Genomic DNA, 17,092 nt, shown 5'->3' with positions numbered 1-17,092 from the left:
AGCGCAGGGAGATTGGTATCAGCGATATCGAGGCATCCGATTACCCTGCGCAACGTATTCGACCGAACGAAGTACTTGGCGGATGATCGGATTGACGCCGGACGGTGTGCCGCCGCCCGGCCTGCGGGATCCGGCCAGTGTCACCCCGGGAGGCCCGCCCGCTGTGCACGCGTACGGGTGGGTACGGATCGATCAGCCCCGGTACGGGTGAGCCTGGGTACGGGTGAGCGTGGGTACGGGTCAGGGCCGGGAGCCCCAGGCCGCCCAGACGGCGGAGGCGGTCGCCGCCGCGAGCAGCAGGGCGCCCAGCGTCCCCCCGAGGGCCCGGCGCCGCCGACGGAGCCGTTCGCCCGCCGCCTCGGCCCGCGCGGCGAACCCCGGGGGCGGTGGCACGGGCGGCCCCGCCAGCATCCGGCGGACCCGTTCCTCCTTGCGCCGGGTCATGGCACCGGCTTCCCCGCCGGGCGCCCGGCGGAAGCGGCCTCCCCCGGACGGGTGCCGACCGCCGGTTCCGTGGGTAGGGATTCCCCGGGCCGGGATTCCTCGGCGGCGCAGATCCTGGCCACGGCCCCGCGACAGATCTCCCGCATCCGCTCCACCGGCAGCCCCACCAGCGCCGCCGTCTGCTCGTCGCCGACCAATTCGTACAAACGCAGTACGACAACCAGACGCTCCCGCGCGGTGAGCGTACGCAGGACGCCGTGGTCCGGTCGACGTCCCCGGGTGGTCCACCGCTGCGGGGACCACCGTCCATGACCCCGGGCGAACCGGGTGATCAGATCCTCGCGGGTGACGCTGTACGGGTCCTCGCCGCGCAGCCGGTGCCAGCGTGCGTAGGTTCCGGCGAGTGCCCGGACGAGCAGCCGCCGGGCGCGCGGATTGGCCGTCGCCGACTCGGCCGTCAGCAGGGTGGCGACATGGAGAAGCCGCCCGGCCGCGCCCGTGACGAAATCCTCGAACTCACGGGCACGCAGGGGTCTCACCGCAGCCCGCCGCGTGCTCACCTCCTCATCTACGGACAGCCCGGTACCCGGGGTCAAGAGGGAGGACGGCGACGGTCCCGGGGACACGACGGTGGGTCCGGGGGACGTGACGGGGGTACGGGCGGTGACCCGGCGGCGGTGCGGCGGGGGTACGGGCGGTGCGGCGGCCGGTCGCGGTCCCGGGGGACCGGGATCGGCCGGCACCCACCGCCGAACGGGGGGCCCGGGTGGTCGGCGTACCAGGGACATCCGTTCGACGGGGCGTGCGTCAACCGCGCTACGGCCGCCGGGCGATACGGCGGCGTACCGTCATGAGGCGCCCGCCTGCTCCAGTGGCAGTCCCGTCTGCCGGGCCGAGAGCGCGGTGTTGAAGCGCGTCAGCAGCGAACAGAAGGACTCCCGCTCGTCCTCGCTCCAGCCGTCCGTCACCTGCGCCATCAGCTCGCGCCGGGAACAACGGACCTCTTCCAGCCGGGCCTGGCCGCGCGGGGAGAGCTGGAGCACGACCGCGCGGCCGTCCTCCGGGTGCGATGTGCGTTTGACCAGGCCGGTGTCGACCAGGGGCGCCACCTGTCGGGTCACGGTGGACGAGTCGATGCCCATCCCGGCGGCCAGGGCCTTCACCCCCATGGGGCCTTCTCGGTCGAGTCGGTTGAGCAGCAGATAGGCGGCGCGGTCCATGGAGTTGCGGACTTGGCCCACACCTCCGAGGCGGGTCTGTTCCGCGCGCCGGGCGAACAGGGCGACCTGGTGCTGGAGAGCATCGAGGAGGCCAGGGTCGAGATGGGTCGTCATGTCCTGGGAAGTGGGCATGGCCAAGGGCTCTCTCGTGCGGTGGTCAGATTTGTGGGGGACACAGTACGCGGCGTCGGGGCGGTCCGGACGCGGTTGGGAAAACCCACAGGAAGGGTGGGCGCGCGCGGGGTGCCCGGCGGCCGTTCCCCGTATGAGCTGCGAGACTTGGCGTCATGAGCTTCAGCACGTCAGACACCTTTCGCCCGGTGATCCTCGATGATGTCCGGGGGGCACAGAAGATGCTCTCGGGGGTCGCGCGCGTCACCGCCATGGAGGGCAGCAGGCATCTGTCGCAGCTCGTGGGGTCACCCGTCCATCTGAAATGCGAGAACCTCCAGCGCACCGGCTCGTTCAAGCTGCGCGGGGCGTATGTCCGCATCTCCGGGCTGCGGCCGGAGGAGCGGGCCGCCGGGGTGGTCGCCGCCTCGGCCGGCAACCACGCCCAGGGGGTGGCGCTGGCCTCCTCGCTGCTCGGGGTGCGGTCCACCGTCTTCATGCCGGTGGGCGCCCCGCTGCCCAAGGTGGCGGCGACCCGGGAGTACGGCGCCGACGTACGGCTCCAGGGCCAGATCATCGAGGAGACCCTGGACGCGGCCCAGCGGTACGCCGAGCGGACCGGCGCGGTCTTCATCCACCCCTTCGACCACGCGGACATCATCGCGGGGCAGGGGACGGTGGGGCTGGAGATCCTGGAGCAGTGCCCGGAGGTACGGACGATCGTCGTCGGGGTCGGCGGCGGAGGGCTCGCGGCGGGGATCGCGGTGGCGGTCCGCGCGGTCCGGCCGGATGTCCGGCTGATCGGGGTGCAGGCGGCGGGCGCGGCGGCGTATCCGCCCTCGCTGGCGGCGGGGCGTCCGGTCACGGTGGCGTCGCCCATGACGATGGCCGACGGGATCAAGGTGGGACGCCCCGGCGATCTGCCGTTCCGGATCATCGGCGAGCTGGTGGACGAGGTGCGCACGGTCTCCGAGGACGCGCTCTCGCGGGCGCTGCTGCTCTGTCTGGAGCGGGCCAAGCTGGTGGTGGAGCCCGCCGGGGCGGCACCGGTGGCGGCGCTGATGAGCGATCCGAAGGACTTTCCGGGGCCGGTCGTCGCGGTGCTCTCGGGCGGCAATGTGGATCCGCTGCTGATGCAGCGCGTGCTGCGGCACGGCATGGCGGCGGCGGGCCGCTATCTCTCGCTGCGGCTGCGGCTGACGGACCGCCCGGGGGCGCTGGCGGCGCTGCTCAAGGAGCTGACGGTGCTGGACGCGAATGTGCTGGATGTGGGGCATGTGCGGACCGATCCCCGGCTGGGGCTCACCGAGGCGGAGGTGGAGCTTCAGCTGGAGACCCAGGGCCCGGAGCACTGCGAGGAGGTGGCGGCGGGGCTGGGGGCGGCGGGGTACACGGTGACGGTGATCCGCTGAGGCCGCCGGGCGTCGGGTCGGCCTGGCGCTTCGTCCGGGCGTCCGTGTGGTCCGGGCGCCCCGGGTGGCGGGGTCGGGTGAGTGAAATGATGCCATTTCTTAGGTATTGAGGGCATTCTGGGGTATTGATCGACCCCTGCGGTGATTCATCCGTCCCCCTCTCCCTGGGAGCCCCTATGCCCGGCGCCATCTACGCGGAGGGGCTGGTCAAGACCTTCGGCGAGGTCAAGGCGCTGGACGGCGTCGATCTCGATGTCCCCGACGGCACGGTCCTCGGCCTGCTCGGCCCGAACGGCGCGGGCAAGACCACCACGGTGCGGGTGCTGACCACGCTGCTCCGGCCCGACCGGGGAACGGCGGTGGTCGCCGGGATCGATGTGCTGGCCCACCCCAACGAGGTCCGGCGCTCGATCGGCCTCTCCGGACAGTTCGCCGCCGTGGACGAGTATCTGACGGGCCGCGAGAACCTGCGCATGGTCGGGCAGCTCTACCAGCTCAGCGGGCGGGACGCGAAGCGGCGGGCGGCCGAGCTGCTGGACCGCTTCCATCTGGACGAGGCGGCCGACCGGCCCGCCAAGACCTACTCCGGCGGGATGCGCCGCCGGCTCGACCTGGCCGCCGCGCTGGTGGTGTCGCCGCCCGTGATGTTCATGGACGAGCCCACCACCGGCCTTGACCCGCGCAACCGGCAGCTTCTCTGGGAAGTGATCCAGGAGCTGGTACGGGGCGGTACGACCCTGCTGCTGACCACCCAGTACCTGGAGGAGGCGGACCGGCTCGCGGACACGATCTGCGTCGTGGACCACGGCCGGGTCATCGCCCGGGGCACCGCCGACCAGCTGAAGGCCCGTACCGGCGGCGAACGGGTCGAGGTCGTCGTCCACGACCCGGCGCGGATCGCCACCGCCCGTGAGGTGCTGCTCGGCTTCGGCACCGGGGAGGTCGCCGTCGAGGACCACACCCGCCGGCTGACCGTGCCGGTCGCGGGCGGCGCCCGGCTGCTGGCCGAGGTCATCCGGGAGCTGGACGGCCGGGGTGTGGAGATCGACGACATCGGGCTGCGCAGACCCACCCTGGACGATGTCTTCATCGCGCTCACCGGCCATACGGCCCAGGAGCCCGAGGACGGGGCGGGGGCGGCCGCCGGGGACGCCGGGGACGACGGCACCACCGGGACCGGAGCCAAGGAGGGATCCGCATGACCGCGCCGACCGAGACCACCGCGCGCCCGAGGCCCCGGCCGCGCGGGGGAGTCGTCCAGTCGTTCGCCGACTCTCTGGTGGTCGCCCGGCGCAATCTCATCCGGATGACCCGGATCCCCGAGATGGTCATCTTCGGGCTGATCCAGCCGGTCATGTTCGTGGTGCTCTTCACCTATGTCTTCGGCGGCTCCATCCAGGTCGGCGGCACCACATCGGCACAGGCGTACCGCGAGTTCCTGATGGCGGGCATCTTCGCCCAGACGGTCACCTTCGCCACGGCGGGCGCGAGCGCGGGGATCGCCGACGACATGCACCGGGGGCTGATCGACCGCTTCCGCTCGCTGCCGATGTCCCGGGGCGCGGTCCTCACCGGCCGCACCTTCGCCGATCTGGTGCAGACCACGCTCACCCTGATCGTCCTCGCGGGCGTCGCCCTGCTGGTCGGCTGGCGCACCCACACCAGCTTCGGTGAGGTGCTCCTCGGCTTTCTGCTGCTACTTCTGCTCGGGTACGCCTTCTCCTGGATCGGCGCCCTGATCGGCCTCTCCGTCCGCACCCCGGAGGCGGCCACCTCGGGCGGTCTGATCTGGCTCTTCCCGCTGACGTTCATCTCGAACGCCTTTGTGGACCCCAGCCAGATGCCGTCCTTTCTGCGCCATGTCGCGGAGTGGAACCCCTTCAGCGCCACGGTCCAGGCCTGCCGCCGGCTCTTCGGCAACTTCCCCCCGGGCTACGAGACCCCCGACGCCTGGCCCCTCCAGAACCCGGTCCTGGCCTCGATCCTCTGGTCCGTCCTGATCCTGGTGGTCTTCCGCACCCTCGCCGTCCGCAAATACCGCGAGGCCGCCGGCTGACCCCACCCGACCGGTGCCCGCCGCACTCACGGGGGCGCGGCGGGCACCCCACCCTCCCTGCTCGCGCCGGAGCCGCTGCCCGCGATGACCTTCGGGCTGATGGAGGAACGCACCGGGCGCCGGAGTACGACATGCCGTAAGGACCGGCCGGGAACGGCGAAGGGCCCCGGGGGTGCCCGGGGCCCTGGTGGAGCGGGTGGGGTCAGGCTGTGTAGGGCTTCGCGGCGAGGATCTTCACCGACGCCTTCTTGCCGTTCGGCAGCTCGTACTCCGCCGTCTCACCGACCTGCTTGCCGTTGACCCCGGTGCCCAGCGGGGACTGGGGGGAGTACGTCTCGATGTCGGAGCTGGCGTACTCGCGGGACGCCATCAGGAAGGTCAGCGTGTCGTCCTCGTCGCCGTCGAAGGCGATCGTGACGACCATGCCCGGCTCGACGATGCCGTCGTCCGCCGGGGCCTCACCGACCTTCGCGCTCTCCAGGAGCTGGGTCAGCTGGCGCACGCGAAGCTCCTGCTTGCCCTGCTCCTCCTTGGCCGCGTGGTACCCGCCGTTCTCCCGCAGGTCCCCCTCCTCGCGCGCGGCCTCGATCTTCTTGGCGATCTCGATGCGCGCGGGACCAGACAGGTACTCCAGCTCGGCCTTGAGCTGGCTGTACGCCTCCTGGGTGAGCCAGGTGACGTTCTCGCTGGTCTGGGTCACAGGTGCTCCTCGTAGGTACTGGGAATACAAAGCATCGCCCTACCCAGAAGCATGCAGCCATCATGGATGGGCGAAACCACGAGCCTAACAATTTCGTGGCAGAAGGGGGAGGACAAAAACCATCAGAATTGCGTCAGCGCAGGTCAGCGGGGTCGTCCGAAAAGAACACCCCCGGCGGGAGCCCCTCCGTGGGAGCCCCTCAGCGGTGTGACCGGGTGGGACCAGGCGTTACCCGGCACCGCAGCGGACCAGCTCCGCGCTGGTCGCCTTCGCGGTCGTGCGGATCTTGACGATCCGGTCGATCCGGGTCTCGCCCGTCTCCGTCACCCGGAGGTCGACCCGGCCCACCTCCGCGCCGTCCTCGGCGCGCGAGCGGACCGTACAGCTCCCCGTGGTGTCCGCGCCCTTGCGGATCTCCAGATGGACCTGGACCTCACGGTCGGTGGTCACATCGAACTTGATCACCTCGGCGCTGATCTCCTGCTCGACGATGTAGTCGTAGCCGAACCAGCCCACCATCGCGAGGAAGCCCGTGCCCAGCACCGCGCCGAGGATCTTGAGCTTGCGGTCGGCACGCTCGTCGGCCGAGCGGCCGTACCGGCCCTCGGGAAGCTGCTCACGCACCGCGCTCATGGTCATTCCTCTCGGCATGGACCGGGACATTCCCGGAGATTTCCCGGCTCCCGGGCATCCCGGACGAGTCCGCCCAGGGCGCCCGCCGGTGATTCTCCGTGATTCTCCGTCGCGGGGCGTACCTGGAATTTTCCGCCCCCGGATTCGGTCACTATAGAAGCCTGCCCGCCGCCGACCGACCGCCACCCCGTGCCATGGGGAGGCTCGGCGGCCCGCGACGAACCATTGAGGATCGAGTCTTGACTGAGCAGCTGCGACTGATGGCCGTTCACGCCCACCCTGACGACGAGTCGAGCAAGGGCGCGGCCACGATGGCCAGGTATGTGTCCGAGGGGGTGGACGTGCTGGTCGTGACCTGCACGGGCGGTGAGCGCGGCTCCATCCTCAACCCCAAGCTCCAGGGCGACCGGTACATCGAGGAGAACATCCACGAGGTCCGCCGCAAGGAGATGGACGAGGCCCGCGAGATCCTCGGTGTACGCCAGGAGTGGCTGGGCTTCGTCGACTCCGGGCTCCCCGAGGGCGACCCGCTGCCCCCGCTGCCCGAGGGCTGCTTCGCCCTGGAGGACGTGGAGGCCGCGGCGGGCCGGCTGGTCCGCTCCATCCGCTCCTTCCGACCGCAGGTGATCACCACCTACGACGAGAACGGCGGCTACCCCCACCCCGACCACATCATGACCCACAAGATCACGATGGTGGCCTTCGAGGGCGCGGCCGACGCCGAGCGCTTCCCGGAGGACGACTTCGGCCCGGTGTGGCAGCCCCGCAAGCTCTACTACAACCAGGGCTTCAACCGTCCCCGTACGGTCGCCCTGCACGAGGCCCTGCTGGAGCGCGGCCTGGAGTCCCCGTACGGGGAGTGGCTGGAGCGGTGGAAGGAGTTCGAGCGGGTCGAGCGCACCCTGACCACGTACGTTCCCTGCGCCGAGTTCTTCGAGATCCGGGACAAGGCGCTGATCGCGCACGCCACCCAGATCGATCCGGACGGCGGCTGGTTCCGGGTGCCGATGGACATCCAGAAGGAGGTCTGGCCCACCGAGGAGTACGAGCTGGCGAAGTCTCTGGTCGATACCTCCCTCCCCGAGGACGACCTCTTCGCGGGCATCCGCGAGAATGCCTGATATGAGCGGAAGCGCAAACCTGGCAATGATGCACGCGGCCACGCTGGCCAAGGAGCTGGACAAGGACAAGGTCACCCCCGGTGTCCTCGGCTTCCTGGTCTTCGCGGGGCTGGCCGTGGGCGTCTGGTTCCTGATGAAGTCGCTGAACCGGCACATGGGCCGGGTCAACTTCGAGGAGGCTCCGGTGGACGGGGCCGACAAGGGGAAGAAGACGGCGCCGGGCAGCACGGCGCGGGGCACGGCGAAGGACACCGGGGAGCAGGCACCGGAGCGGGGCGAGGCGCAGGCCGCCGCCGGTCCGGCCCGCCCCGGCAAGAAGGTCTGAGCGAGCGGGGCCGGTACGCGCGTACCGGCCCCGTACCCGATCCCCGGACCGCCCGGTCCTGGACCCGATCCCCGGGCCGCCCCGGCCCCGTACTCGATCCCCGGGCCGTCGGCACGACCTAACGCGCCGGGCGGTCCACCCGTACGCCCATGACCTCGCGCGCGTGCCGGTTGGGCACCAGACCCAGCTCCCACGCCCGCCAGCCGTCCTCCAGCCGTACCCCCCGCTCCAGCAGCACGGCCAGCGCCTCCGCGCACTCCGTCAGCATGCCGTCCCGGGCCGGGTGACCCGCCCGTACCAGCGCGGACAGCTCCTCCTGGGCGACGGCCGTCCCCACCTCGATCCCGCCCGGTGAGGCATACGGCAGCAGGGTGCAGCGCAGAAAGCGCGCCCAGTCCCCGCCGCGCTCGTCCCCGTACGAGGCGAACAGCTCCACCGCCTCGTCGCAGAGGGTCAGCGCCTGCTCGCCCCGGTTGTTGCCCGCGTCGATCAGGGCCAGCTCCAGACAGGTCCACGCCTCCCCATGGGCGACCTTGATCCGGCGGAAGTCATGGCGGCAGTCCACCAGCAGCTGACGGGCGAAACCGGAGTTGCGCAGCCCGCCGGTACGGGCCGCCCGCTGGTCCCGGGTCACCCGGCCCGAGTGGTGCCGGGCGCAGGCCAGCCCGTACACATCGCGCATCCGCGAGAACATCGTGCGCGCCCGCTCCAGCTCCCGTACCGCCTGGTCGAGATCGCCCTCCTCCTCCAGCCCCTGGCCGAGGTAGTACAGCGTCCACGCCTCACCGCGCAGATCCTCGTTCTCCCGGTGGCGGGTCAGCGCCTCGCGCAGCCCCTCGACGGCGGCCGGGGCGTCGCCGTCGACCAGCCGGGCCCGCGCCAGCTGGGTCAGGGCCCAGGCGGTGCCGCGCCCGTCGCCGGTCCGCCCGTACAGCTCCAGCGCGCCGCGCAGCTCCACCTCGGCGGCCGGCACCTCGCCCGTCCGCAGATGGACCTGGCCGAGCTGGAAGCGGGTCCAGGCCTCGCCGTGCAGCGACTCGCCCTCCCGGTGCAGCTCCAGCGCGGTCGCCAGCAGGGAGAAGGCCTCCGTCAGCGCCGCCTGATCGCGGCGGACGGCGGCCAGCGCGTGCAGCGACCAGGCCCGGTCCTCGGCCTGCTCCGCCGGGGCCTGGAGCGCGACCGCCTCGGTCAGCTTCGCCGCGGCCTCGGTGAGATTCCCCTGGTGGTGCAGGGTGATTCCGAGGGAGCACAGGGCGAGCGCGGCGCCCGCGTCGTCCTGGTCGTCCCGATAGCGGCCGACCACCGACGACAGGGTGGTCCGGGCCTTGTCCAGCTCACCGAGCTGCCGGGCGGCGATACCGGTACGCCAGCCCACCGAACGCTCCAGCCAGCCCGCGTCCAGGCTCTGCGCCAGCTCGCCGATCTCCCCGAGCCGGTAGAGGTCGCCCCGCAGCAGACAGTGGTCGGCGAGCGCGCCCAGCAGCCGGAGCACCGCCCGCTCGTCCACCCCCGCCGCCTGGCGCAGCGCCGAGGTGATGAAGCTGGACTCCTCGTCCAGCCAGCGCAGCGCCGACTCCAGCGAGGAGAAGCCATGCGCCCCGAACCGGTCGGCGCGGGTCGACATCTTGCCGTCGACCATCCGGACCACCGCCTCCGCGAGATCCGCGTGGTTGCGGATCAGCCGCTCCTGGGCGGCGGCGCGCTCGACGGCGTCCTCCTCGTCCAGCAGCCGGGCGCGGGCGAAGGCGCGGACCGTGTCATGGAGCCGGTAGCGGCTGGCGCGGACCCGGTCGAGCAGTCCGGCGTCGGCCAGCGCGGTCAGCAGCTCCCGGGCCTCCCGCTCCTCCGTCGCCAGCAGGGCCGCTGCCGCCGCCGCGCCGAGGGAGGCCCGTCCGGCGAGGGCGAGCCGGCGGAGCAGCCGGCGGGCCTGCTCGGGCTGGTCCCGGTAGCCGAGCCACAGCGCGCGCTCCACGGGGTCCGGGTGTTCCGCTGAGCCGGGTTCCGGGCTGCGGGCCAGGTCCTCGGCGAGCCGGAGGGCGGTACGGGGGGTGGGCGCGGAGCCCGCGACCCGCAGCGCCAGGGGGAGCCCGCCGCACAGCTCCCGTACCCGGTCCTCGGCCTGGCCGTCGTACGGGCCCTCCGCGCCGGGCTCCCCGGCGCGCCCTGCCCGTACCGCCCGCAGCAGTTCCTCGGCCCCGGCGCCGTCGAGCGGCTCCACCGGCAGCTGGTGGACCCAGGCCGGGGCGGACTCCGGCAGCGGGAGCGGCGCGGCGGCGGTGACCAGGACCAGGCTGTCGGAACGTTCCGGCAGCAGGACGCGCACCTGCTCGGGGTCGGCGGCGTCGTCCAGCAGGACAATCACCGGCTGTCCGGTCAGATGCTGGTGGTACAGCTCGGCGAGCCGCCGCACCTGCTGGTCGGGGGATGAGCGTTCCCGGAAGAGCAGCTGCTCACGGGGGGCGCCGAGCCGGTTGAGGAGATGGAGCAGGGCGTCCCGGGTGGCGAGGGGGTCGGCGCTGGCCCCGCGCAGATCGACCGGGCAGGCGCCCCGGAAGAGGTCCTTGAGCCGGTGGGCGGCGTGCAGGGCGAGGGTGGTGCGGCCGGAGCCGGCGGGGCCGTGCAGGACGACCACGGTGGGGCGGGTCTCGGTGGCGGCGCGGGCCGCCCTGACCCACTGGCCGATCTGCTCCACGGCCTCCCGGCGGCCGCTGAACGGACCTTCCGGTTCCGGCAGCTGGGTGAACGAGTGGGCGAGGGTGGCGCGGCGGCGGGCGGTGGCGCCCCGATCCTGGCCGCGGAGTGCGGCGGCGGTCCGGGTCCCGATCCCGGCCCCGGTACCGATCCCGGCCCCGGTCCCGATGCCGGTGCGGCCGGGGGCCCGGGTGGCGGCGGTGGGCATCCGCTGCCGGTCCAGGAAGGGGCGGATGCCGCGGACCTCCAGCGCGGTGAGCCACTGGAGCCGCAGCTGTTCGGTGCCGCCGGGGCGGGTGAGGGCACCGGCGCGGCGGTGGGCGGCGGGCCAGTGGCCCGCGGTCACCGTGAGGACCGTGGTCGCCGCGCCCGCCACCGCGACGACCGCCCCGGCGCCCAGGGCGGTGCCGGGGCCGGTGCCGAGGGCGAGGTCCGCGCCGGCGGCTGCCGCCGCGGCCACCGCCGTGACCAGCGCGGGGGTGCCCACGCTCGCCCGGCTGAAGCGGGCGGAGAGCGGACGGTGGGTGGCCTCGTCGGCGGCCAGCGACCGTTCGTAGGCGGCGTACTCCTCGGCGGCGCCGGCCGCCATGGAGTCCAGCGCGGCTCGGGCGCGGGTCAGCAGGATCGTTTCGTCACTCCGTCCGCCGGATGTGCGGACCTCCTCCTTCACCGCGCGCGTCAACAGCCGCTCCACCTCGGTCCGGTGACTCTCCCGCATCGGGGTCCCCCTCCCTCGTCGGGTTCCGTTTGGGGTCGAGTCTGGGGGCTGGCGGTCCGGGAAGCGAGGTGTTGTCTCTGTGGCGTGCATGTCATACGGCCTGAGTGGCGCGGCGCCGACAGAGCGTCACCGGGCCTTCCGGAACGGGTCATTCGACGGGCCAGGGCCGTCCCAGGGGTGGTCCGGTGGGCAGGCCGTCCGGGGCCCAGTGGGGGGTGTTGCCCGGGGCGCAGCTGCCCGGCCAGGTGTCGCTCGCGGCGTGGGCGGGGGTGCCGATCCAGATGAAGTGCCACACCGTCAGCGCGGTGAGCGCCACGGTGAACGCCGCGACGGGGGCGGCGATCCTGACCGGGCGCGGGCCCCTCCGTACCGCGAGCGAGGCGACCGCGCAGGCCGTCAGACCGGCGGCGGCCCCGGCGAGCACGGAGAGCGGTGTCTGCCAGGACCACCAGTCCAGCAGGGAGCCGTGCTCCCGCACCACCGTCCGGCACGCCCGCCGCGCCGCCCGCGACAGCCGGTCGGCCCCGTACCCGGCGATCCCGCCGAGTACGGGCGCGAGCGCGAACGAGAGCCAGGGCGGGCGGGTACGGGTGGTCACAGGGGGAGGGACGACGCGAGCCTCCGCCGCGGTTGCCGGCGCGCCGGGGCGGGGGCAAATCGATCGCGCCCGGGGCCCGGAGGACCGTATCGTCGCGATCTCCATGACCCCCGGCCCGCTGCGAGGAGATCCGCATGTCCGCCCCGCCGCCCACCACGACCCTCTGGCGCCCCACCGGCCCGGTCGAGCTGGATCTGGTGCGGGCGGCCGAGTGGCGCGCGTGGCCCCCGCGCCTGCCGGAGCAGCCGATCTTCTATCCGGTGCTGAACGAGGAGTACGCGATCCGGATCGCGCGCGACTGGAACGTCCGGCACGACGGGGCGGGCTTTGTCACCCGCTTCGAGGTGGAGTCGGCGTTCCTGGCGCGCTACCCGGTACGCCGGGCGGGCGGCCGGACCATCCTGGAGCTGTGGGTCCCGGCGGAGGAGCTGCCCGAGTTCAACGCGCACATCGTGGGGGCGATCGAGGTCACCCACACCTTCCGCTGAGCCCTGCGGGGCCCTGCCGATCCAGTGGCCCGCGCGAGCTGTTGGTGCGTACCGCCCCAGCGAATTCCGGCCGTCAGGTGGTTCCCAGATCCACGCCGACGGAGAAGGGCACGCCGGTGTCGATCGCGCCGGTGAACATCTCGCCGTCCCGGTAGGCCTTGGTAGCGGGGTCGAGAACGTAGGTGTAGATGATGGGTACGCCTGTCGCGGCCTGCTCGACCCGCCAGTAGAAGGGGATTCCGGCCTTGGCGTACTGGTCCACCTTCACGATCCGGTCGGTGGTCTCCGAGCCGGGAGACACGACCTCGACGACCAGGAGCACGTGTTCGGGGCGGGTGGGTGTGAGGTCGATGGTCTCCGCCCGGTAGACGATGACGTCCGGACGTCGGTTGGTGAGCGGAACGTCCTGCAAGCGGATGTCGAAGTCCGTGTCGGCGTTCCAGTCGGGGCCTGCTGCGGCGTCCAGGGCATTGGCCAGGATCCGGGCGAGCCGATTGTGCCGCTTGGAGGCGCTCGGGCTCACGACGACCATCCCGTCCACGATCTCGATTCCGGCACACTGCTCCTCGGACCAGGAGTCGTACTGCTCCGCGCTGATCTGGGTGTGCATCCACGCGGGCGCCACCATCTCGGCGGTCATGGTGTGCCTCCTTCGAGGAGCCTCAGCCGTTCCGGAGCTGCTGGGATCAGCCTACTGTCCTGTGATGTCAACGTGCCCGATTCCGGAAGAACGATGGCTTTCCCCCCGGCGTCCCGTCCGGCCATCTGTAGTGCTCTCAGCACTGTTCAGCGGTCGGCGCTGCCTGGTGGCACGACCCACTCGGTGGGTTGGCCGGTGAGGGAGGCGATCATGTCGAAGTCGCCGTCGTAGTGGAGGACGGTCAGCCGGTTCAGTTCCGCTGTGGCGGCGATGAGAAGGTCGGGGAGTGACAGTGCCCGGTGGAACCCCGCGTTGAGAGCGTGGCGCTGCACCTCCAGTGCGCGGCTGAAAGTGGCGTCGTCACTGGACAGGTAGTCGAAGGCATGGAGCCAGGTGCTGATGCGCGTTGCCTCGGCGGTGTCCCGGGCCGAGTGGATCATCTCGTACTCGGTGGGTTGGCAGACTGCGAGCAGGTAGCGCTCATGGAGAGGCTTCAGCACCTCTCGCACGCCCGGCTTCGTCCAGCGTGCCAGAGCTGATTTGTCGATCAGGAAGCGGTCCTGCATCAGGCGGCCCGGCCACCGTCGCGCTTCAGAGTTCCGTCGGCGTGGCGAGGGCCGGTGCTCTCGACGATCTCGCTGAAGTCGAAGTCGCCGGAGTCCATGGCGTCGAAGCCCTCCTGCCGCAGGTGCCGTTTGACGGCGTCCTCCATGGCGAGCCGTACAGCCTGGGCCTTGGTCTTGGTCCCGAAGATCCGCATGGCCTCGGCGACCATGGTCTCGTCGAGGTCGATCACTGTCCTTGCCATGCCGGCCCTCCTCGGATGATCAGATACGGTAAACGATATCACTCTGTCTTGAGTTGCGATATCGTTTGCTGTTCTTGCTCTCATCGGTGCCGGCGTGCCGCAGGTGGGTGACGTGGTGTTGGTGCGGACGGCGGGCCCGGCCGGCCGTCGGCCGGGGAATGCTTCTCCGCCCCCGCCGGCCATCGCCCCTCCGTCGCCCGCGCTGCCCCGTGCCGCATGGGTGAAGCGGAGGCCGGTGCGCGAGGATGGGGCCATGCCCAACCGACTCGCGCAGGCCACCTCCCCCTATCTGCTTCAGCACGCCGACAACCCCGTCGACTGGTGGCCCTGGGAGCCGGCCGCCTTCGAGGAGGCACGGCGGCGGGATGTCCCCGTGCTGCTGAGCGTGGGGTACAGCGCCTGCCACTGGTGTCATGTCATGGCCCATGAATCGTTCGAGGACGAGGCGACCGCCGCCTATGTCAACGAGCACTTCGTCCCGGTGAAGGTGGACCGGGAGGAGCGGCCCGATGTGGACGCGGTCTATATGGAGGCGGTGCAGGCGGCGACCGGGCAGGGTGGGTGGCCGATGACCGTGTTCATGACGGCGGACGGGGAGCCGTTCTACTTCGGGACCTACTTCCCGCCCGAGGAGCGGCACGGGATGCCCTCCTTCCGGCAGGTGCTGGAGGGGGTCGTCGCCGCCTGGGACGGGCGGCGGGACGAGGTGGCGCAGGTCGCGGCCAGGATCCGGCGGGATCTCGCCGGGCGGTCGCTCGCCCATGGCGGGGAGGGCACCCCCGGCGCCGAGGAGCAGGCGCAGGCGCTGCTCGGGCTGAGCCGGGATTACGACGAGCGGTACGGGGGGTTCGGCGGGGCGCCCAAGTTCCCGCCGTCCATGGTGCTGGAGTTCCTGCTGCGGCACCATGCGCGCACCGGGGCCGAAGGGGCGCTCCAGATGGCGGTGGACACCGCCGAGGCGATGGCCCGGGGCGGGATCTACGACCAGCTCGGCGGCGGCTTCGCCCGCTACTCCGTGGACCGCGAGTGGACCGTCCCGCACTTCGAGAAGATGTTGTACGACAATGCACTGCTCTGTCGGGTCTACACCACCCTCTGGCGTGCCACCGGCTCCCCGCTCGCCCGCCGGGTGGCGCTGGAGACCGCCGACTTCATGGTCCGGGAACTCCGTACCCCCGAGGGAGGCTTCGCCTCCGCTCTCGACGCCGACAGCGCCGACGGGAACGGCGTCCGCTCCGAGGGCGCGTTCTATGTCTGGACACCGGAGCAGCTGCGCGAGGCCCTGGGCGACGAGGACGGGAGCCGCGCCGCCGAGCTGTACGGGGTGACCGGGGAGGGGACCTTCGAGCACGGTACGTCGGTGCTGCGGCTGCCCGGCGCGGAGCCGGAGCCCGGTCTCCGGGAGCGGCTGCTGGCCGCACGGGAGCTGCGGGAGCGCCCCGAGCGCGACGACAAGGTGGTCGCCGCCTGGAACGGGCTGGCCATCGCCGCCCTCGCCGAGGCCGGGGCCTGCTTCGACCGGCCCGATCTGGTCGAGCGGGCCACCGAGGCCGCCGATCTGCTGGTCCGGCTCCACCTGGACAGCTCGGCGCGGATCGGCCGCACCTCCCGCGACGGCCGGGCCGGGACCAACGCCGGGGTCCTGGAGGACTACGGCGATGTCGCCGAGGGCTTCCTCGCGCTGGCCGCCGTCACCCGGGAGGGGGTCTGGCTGGAGTTCGCCGGGCTGCTCCTGGACATCGTCCTCGACCGGTTCACCGGGGAGGGCGGCACCCTCTACGACACCGCCCATGACGCCGAGCAACTCATCCGCCGCCCGCAGGACCCGACCGACAACGCCGCGCCCTCGGGGTGGACGGCGGCGGCGGGCGCGCTGCTTTCGTACGCCGCCCACACCAGCTCCGAGGCCCATCGCACCGCGGCCGAGCGGGCCCTCGGGGTGGTGAAGGCGCTGGGGCCGAGGGTCCCCCGCTTCATCGGCTGGGGACTCGCGGTCGCCGAGGCGCTGCTCGACGGGCCCCGTGAGGTGGCGGTCGTCGGCGCGGTGGACGACCCGCTCGCCCGGGAGCTGCACCGTACGGCGCTGCTCGCCCTGGCCCCGGGCGCGGTCGTGGCGGCGGGGGAGCCGGACAGTGGGGAGTTCCCGCTGCTGCGGGACCGGCCGCTGGTCGACGGCGGGGCCGCGGCCTATGTCTGCCGCGGCTTCGTCTGCCGGCGCCCGGTCACGGACACGGAAGCGCTGACGGCGGAGTTGACCCCGGGTTCCTGAGCGGGCGGGGGTGCCCATGGGCACCCTCATGGGCACGCCTGCGGTGGGGGCGGGGCGGTCAGAGGCGCAGGCCCTGTCGCAGTTCGCGCAGGGAGCGGTCCACCAGCCGGACCGGGTCCTCCCGGTGGTCCCCCGCCGCCCAGTGCAGCAACACCTCGCGCAGGACCCCCAGCACCGCGCCGGTGACGACCCGTACCGCCAGATCGTCCGCCGGGCGGCCGGTCCGTTCGGCCAGGGCGCCGGCCAGCAGCTCCGTCGTGGTGGCGGCCAGTGCCTCGGTCATCCGGGCGCGCAGCGCCGGGACCTCGGCCATCAGCCGGGTGCGCTGCACGGTCTCCTCGCGCCGCCGGCCCAGCAGGGCCGTCAGGGTGCCGGTGAGCGCGTGCCGCACCGCGTCCAGCGGGTCCTCGTCGGCCGGCCGGGCCCGTACCCCGGCCGCGAGGAGGGCGTCGTATCCGCCGGAGACGACGATGTCCTCCTTGGCCGGGAAGTAGCGGAAGACCGTCGAGGGGGAGACCTGGGCCGCGTCCGCGATCTGCTCGACCGTGGTGGCCTCGTACCCCTGCGCGGTGATCAGCCGGTATGCCGCGCGCCGGATCGCCAGCCGGGTCCGGACCTTCTTCCGCTCCCGCAGACCCGGCGGGCGCGGGGCCGGCGGGCCCAGGGCCGGATCGTCCGCCCCGGTGGACGGCGGGGCGTCGGACGGGTGACCGGAGGGCGGTGGGGCGATGGCGGACATAACGGAATTGTCGTGTACGAGGGGTGGGGGAGGGCGGGACCGCGCTCCGCCGTGTCCCCGGTCCCCGCGCCGCCGCTCCGACGCGCCGCGCGCGCTGCCGTCCCGGCCGCCGTCCGTCG

18 protein-coding genes are annotated in these 17,092 nt (G+C 72.6%); 7 read left to right on the top strand and 11 right to left on the bottom strand.

The annotated features are described in order from the left end of the window. Positions 1-240: 240 nt before the first annotated feature. The 3 genes from ABT354_RS18805 to ABT354_RS18795 form a co-directional block, all read right to left on the bottom strand. Positions 241-444 carry a hypothetical protein gene (locus ABT354_RS18805; protein WP_351495059.1) on the bottom strand — a complete coding sequence of 68 codons (204 nt, stop codon included), beginning with the start codon at positions 442-444 and terminating at the stop codon, positions 241-243. Then, positions 441-983, bottom strand: coding sequence for a SigE family RNA polymerase sigma factor (locus ABT354_RS18800; RefSeq protein WP_351495057.1), 543 nt, complete (start codon positions 981-983; stop codon positions 441-443). The genes ABT354_RS18805 and ABT354_RS18800 overlap by 4 nt, the downstream gene beginning before the upstream one ends. Before the next feature lie 309 nt (positions 984-1,292). Continuing rightward, positions 1,293-1,796, bottom strand: coding sequence for a MarR family winged helix-turn-helix transcriptional regulator (locus ABT354_RS18795; RefSeq protein ID WP_351495054.1), 504 nt, complete (start codon positions 1,794-1,796; stop codon positions 1,293-1,295). Between the two features lie 155 nt (positions 1,797-1,951). On the opposite strand from ABT354_RS18795, the gene ilvA reads away from it, so the two are divergent. The 3 genes from ilvA to ABT354_RS18780 all read left to right on the top strand — a co-directional run bounded on the left by ilvA (position 1,952) and on the right by ABT354_RS18780 (position 5,243). Continuing rightward, positions 1,952-3,187, top strand: a complete 1,236-nt coding sequence (gene ilvA, locus ABT354_RS18790) for a threonine ammonia-lyase (protein ID WP_351495052.1) — start codon at positions 1,952-1,954, stop codon at positions 3,185-3,187. A 176-nt stretch (positions 3,188-3,363) separates the two neighbouring features. After that, a complete protein-coding gene (locus tag ABT354_RS18785) occupies positions 3,364-4,389 on the top strand; it encodes an ATP-binding cassette domain-containing protein (RefSeq protein ID WP_351495050.1) in 1,026 nt (341 codons plus the stop codon). Then, a complete protein-coding gene (locus tag ABT354_RS18780) occupies positions 4,386-5,243 on the top strand; it encodes an ABC transporter permease (protein WP_351495048.1) in 858 nt (285 codons plus the stop codon). The genes ABT354_RS18785 and ABT354_RS18780 overlap by 4 nt, the downstream gene beginning before the upstream one ends. A 202-nt stretch (positions 5,244-5,445) precedes the next feature. Here the strand turns inward: ABT354_RS18780 and greA are convergent, their stop codons facing one another. After that, positions 5,446-5,943 (bottom strand): transcription elongation factor GreA, encoded by a 498-nt coding sequence (gene greA, locus ABT354_RS18775; RefSeq protein WP_351495046.1) that lies wholly within the window; start codon positions 5,941-5,943, stop codon positions 5,446-5,448. Positions 5,944-6,171: 228 nt separating this feature from the next. After that, entirely contained in the window at positions 6,172-6,576 is a 405-nt protein-coding gene (locus ABT354_RS18770; RefSeq protein WP_351495044.1) for a DUF4307 domain-containing protein, read from the bottom strand. 239 nt (positions 6,577-6,815) lie between these two features. Here ABT354_RS18770 and mca point away from each other — a divergent pair, with 239 nt between their 5' ends. Together mca and ABT354_RS18760 are read left to right on the top strand one after the other, a co-directional pair. Then, complete coding sequence (mca, locus tag ABT354_RS18765) at positions 6,816-7,697, top strand: mycothiol conjugate amidase Mca (RefSeq protein WP_351495042.1); 882 nt, start codon at positions 6,816-6,818, stop codon at positions 7,695-7,697. A 1-nt stretch (position 7,698) separates the two neighbouring features. Then, the gene (locus ABT354_RS18760) at positions 7,699-8,022 is read left to right on the top strand and encodes a hypothetical protein (RefSeq protein WP_351495040.1); all 324 of its coding nucleotides are present in this window, start codon (positions 7,699-7,701) and stop codon (positions 8,020-8,022) included. A gap of 118 nt (positions 8,023-8,140) precedes the next feature. On the opposite strand, the gene ABT354_RS18755 is transcribed toward ABT354_RS18760, so the two are convergent. After that, positions 8,141-11,431: an AAA family ATPase gene (locus tag ABT354_RS18755; RefSeq protein ID WP_351495038.1), complete on the bottom strand. Its 3,291-nt coding sequence runs from the start codon at positions 11,429-11,431 to the stop codon at positions 8,141-8,143. Positions 11,432-11,579: 148 nt separating this feature from the next. Beyond that, positions 11,580-12,029 carry a hypothetical protein gene (locus tag ABT354_RS18750; RefSeq protein ID WP_351495036.1) on the bottom strand — a complete coding sequence of 150 codons (450 nt, stop codon included), beginning with the start codon at positions 12,027-12,029 and terminating at the stop codon, positions 11,580-11,582. Between the two features lie 134 nt (positions 12,030-12,163). Between ABT354_RS18750 and ABT354_RS18745 the strand changes: the two genes are divergently transcribed. Next, on the top strand, positions 12,164-12,517 hold the full coding sequence (locus tag ABT354_RS18745; protein WP_351495034.1) for a hypothetical protein: 354 nt from the start codon (positions 12,164-12,166) through the stop codon (positions 12,515-12,517). Positions 12,518-12,590: 73 nt separating this feature from the next. Here the strand turns inward: ABT354_RS18745 and ABT354_RS18740 are convergent, their stop codons facing one another. The 3 genes from ABT354_RS18740 to ABT354_RS18730 all read right to left on the bottom strand — a co-directional run bounded on the left by ABT354_RS18740 (position 12,591) and on the right by ABT354_RS18730 (position 13,965). Continuing rightward, positions 12,591-13,157, bottom strand: coding sequence for a Uma2 family endonuclease (locus ABT354_RS18740; RefSeq protein WP_351495032.1), 567 nt, complete (start codon positions 13,155-13,157; stop codon positions 12,591-12,593). 146 nt (positions 13,158-13,303) lie between these two features. Beyond that, positions 13,304-13,723: a PIN domain nuclease gene (locus tag ABT354_RS18735; RefSeq protein ID WP_351495030.1), complete on the bottom strand. Its 420-nt coding sequence runs from the start codon at positions 13,721-13,723 to the stop codon at positions 13,304-13,306. Beyond that, positions 13,723-13,965 carry a type II toxin-antitoxin system VapB family antitoxin gene (locus tag ABT354_RS18730; protein WP_351495028.1) on the bottom strand — a complete coding sequence of 81 codons (243 nt, stop codon included), beginning with the start codon at positions 13,963-13,965 and terminating at the stop codon, positions 13,723-13,725. The genes ABT354_RS18735 and ABT354_RS18730 overlap by 1 nt, the downstream gene beginning before the upstream one ends. A gap of 253 nt (positions 13,966-14,218) precedes the next feature. Here ABT354_RS18730 and ABT354_RS18725 point away from each other — a divergent pair, with 253 nt between their 5' ends. Then, entirely contained in the window at positions 14,219-16,234 is a 2,016-nt protein-coding gene (locus ABT354_RS18725) for a thioredoxin domain-containing protein (protein WP_351495026.1), read from the top strand. Positions 16,235-16,292: 58 nt separating this feature from the next. Here ABT354_RS18725 and ABT354_RS18720 read toward each other — a convergent pair whose 3' ends face one another. Next, a complete protein-coding gene (locus ABT354_RS18720; RefSeq protein ID WP_351495024.1) occupies positions 16,293-16,973 on the bottom strand; it encodes a TetR/AcrR family transcriptional regulator in 681 nt (226 codons plus the stop codon). Positions 16,974-17,092 lie beyond the last annotated feature (119 nt).

Source organism: Streptomyces sp. NPDC000594, from assembly GCF_040299965.1.
In the GTDB taxonomy this organism is placed as follows: Bacteria; Actinomycetota; Actinomycetes; order Streptomycetales; family Streptomycetaceae; genus Streptomyces.
This window is presented reverse-complemented; position numbering and strand designations above follow the sequence as displayed.

Bases quoted from the DNA above. Each gene is read 5' to 3' on its own strand.
- ABT354_RS18805 (WP_351495059.1), bottom strand. From the start codon at position 444: ATGACCCGGCGCAAGGAGGAACGGGTCCGCCGGATGCTGGCGGGGCCG.
- ABT354_RS18795 (WP_351495054.1), bottom strand. From the start codon at position 1,796: ATGCCCACTTCCCAGGACATGACGACCCATCTCGACCCTGGCCTCCTC.
- ilvA (WP_351495052.1), top strand. From the start codon at position 1,952: ATGAGCTTCAGCACGTCAGACACCTTTCGCCCGGTGATCCTCGATGAT.
- ABT354_RS18785 (WP_351495050.1), top strand. From the start codon at position 3,364: ATGCCCGGCGCCATCTACGCGGAGGGGCTGGTCAAGACCTTCGGCGAG.
- ABT354_RS18780 (WP_351495048.1), top strand. From the start codon at position 4,386: ATGACCGCGCCGACCGAGACCACCGCGCGCCCGAGGCCCCGGCCGCGC.
- ABT354_RS18770 (WP_351495044.1), bottom strand. From the start codon at position 6,576: ATGAGCGCGGTGCGTGAGCAGCTTCCCGAGGGCCGGTACGGCCGCTCG.
- ABT354_RS18760 (WP_351495040.1), top strand. From the start codon at position 7,699: ATGAGCGGAAGCGCAAACCTGGCAATGATGCACGCGGCCACGCTGGCC.
- ABT354_RS18755 (WP_351495038.1), bottom strand. From the start codon at position 11,431: ATGCGGGAGAGTCACCGGACCGAGGTGGAGCGGCTGTTGACGCGCGCG.
- ABT354_RS18745 (WP_351495034.1), top strand. From the start codon at position 12,164: ATGTCCGCCCCGCCGCCCACCACGACCCTCTGGCGCCCCACCGGCCCG.
- ABT354_RS18740 (WP_351495032.1), bottom strand. From the start codon at position 13,157: ATGACCGCCGAGATGGTGGCGCCCGCGTGGATGCACACCCAGATCAGC.
- ABT354_RS18735 (WP_351495030.1), bottom strand. From the start codon at position 13,723: ATGCAGGACCGCTTCCTGATCGACAAATCAGCTCTGGCACGCTGGACG.
- ABT354_RS18730 (WP_351495028.1), bottom strand. From the start codon at position 13,965: ATGGCAAGGACAGTGATCGACCTCGACGAGACCATGGTCGCCGAGGCC.
- ABT354_RS18725 (WP_351495026.1), top strand. From the start codon at position 14,219: ATGCCCAACCGACTCGCGCAGGCCACCTCCCCCTATCTGCTTCAGCAC.
- ABT354_RS18720 (WP_351495024.1), bottom strand. From the start codon at position 16,973: ATGTCCGCCATCGCCCCACCGCCCTCCGGTCACCCGTCCGACGCCCCG.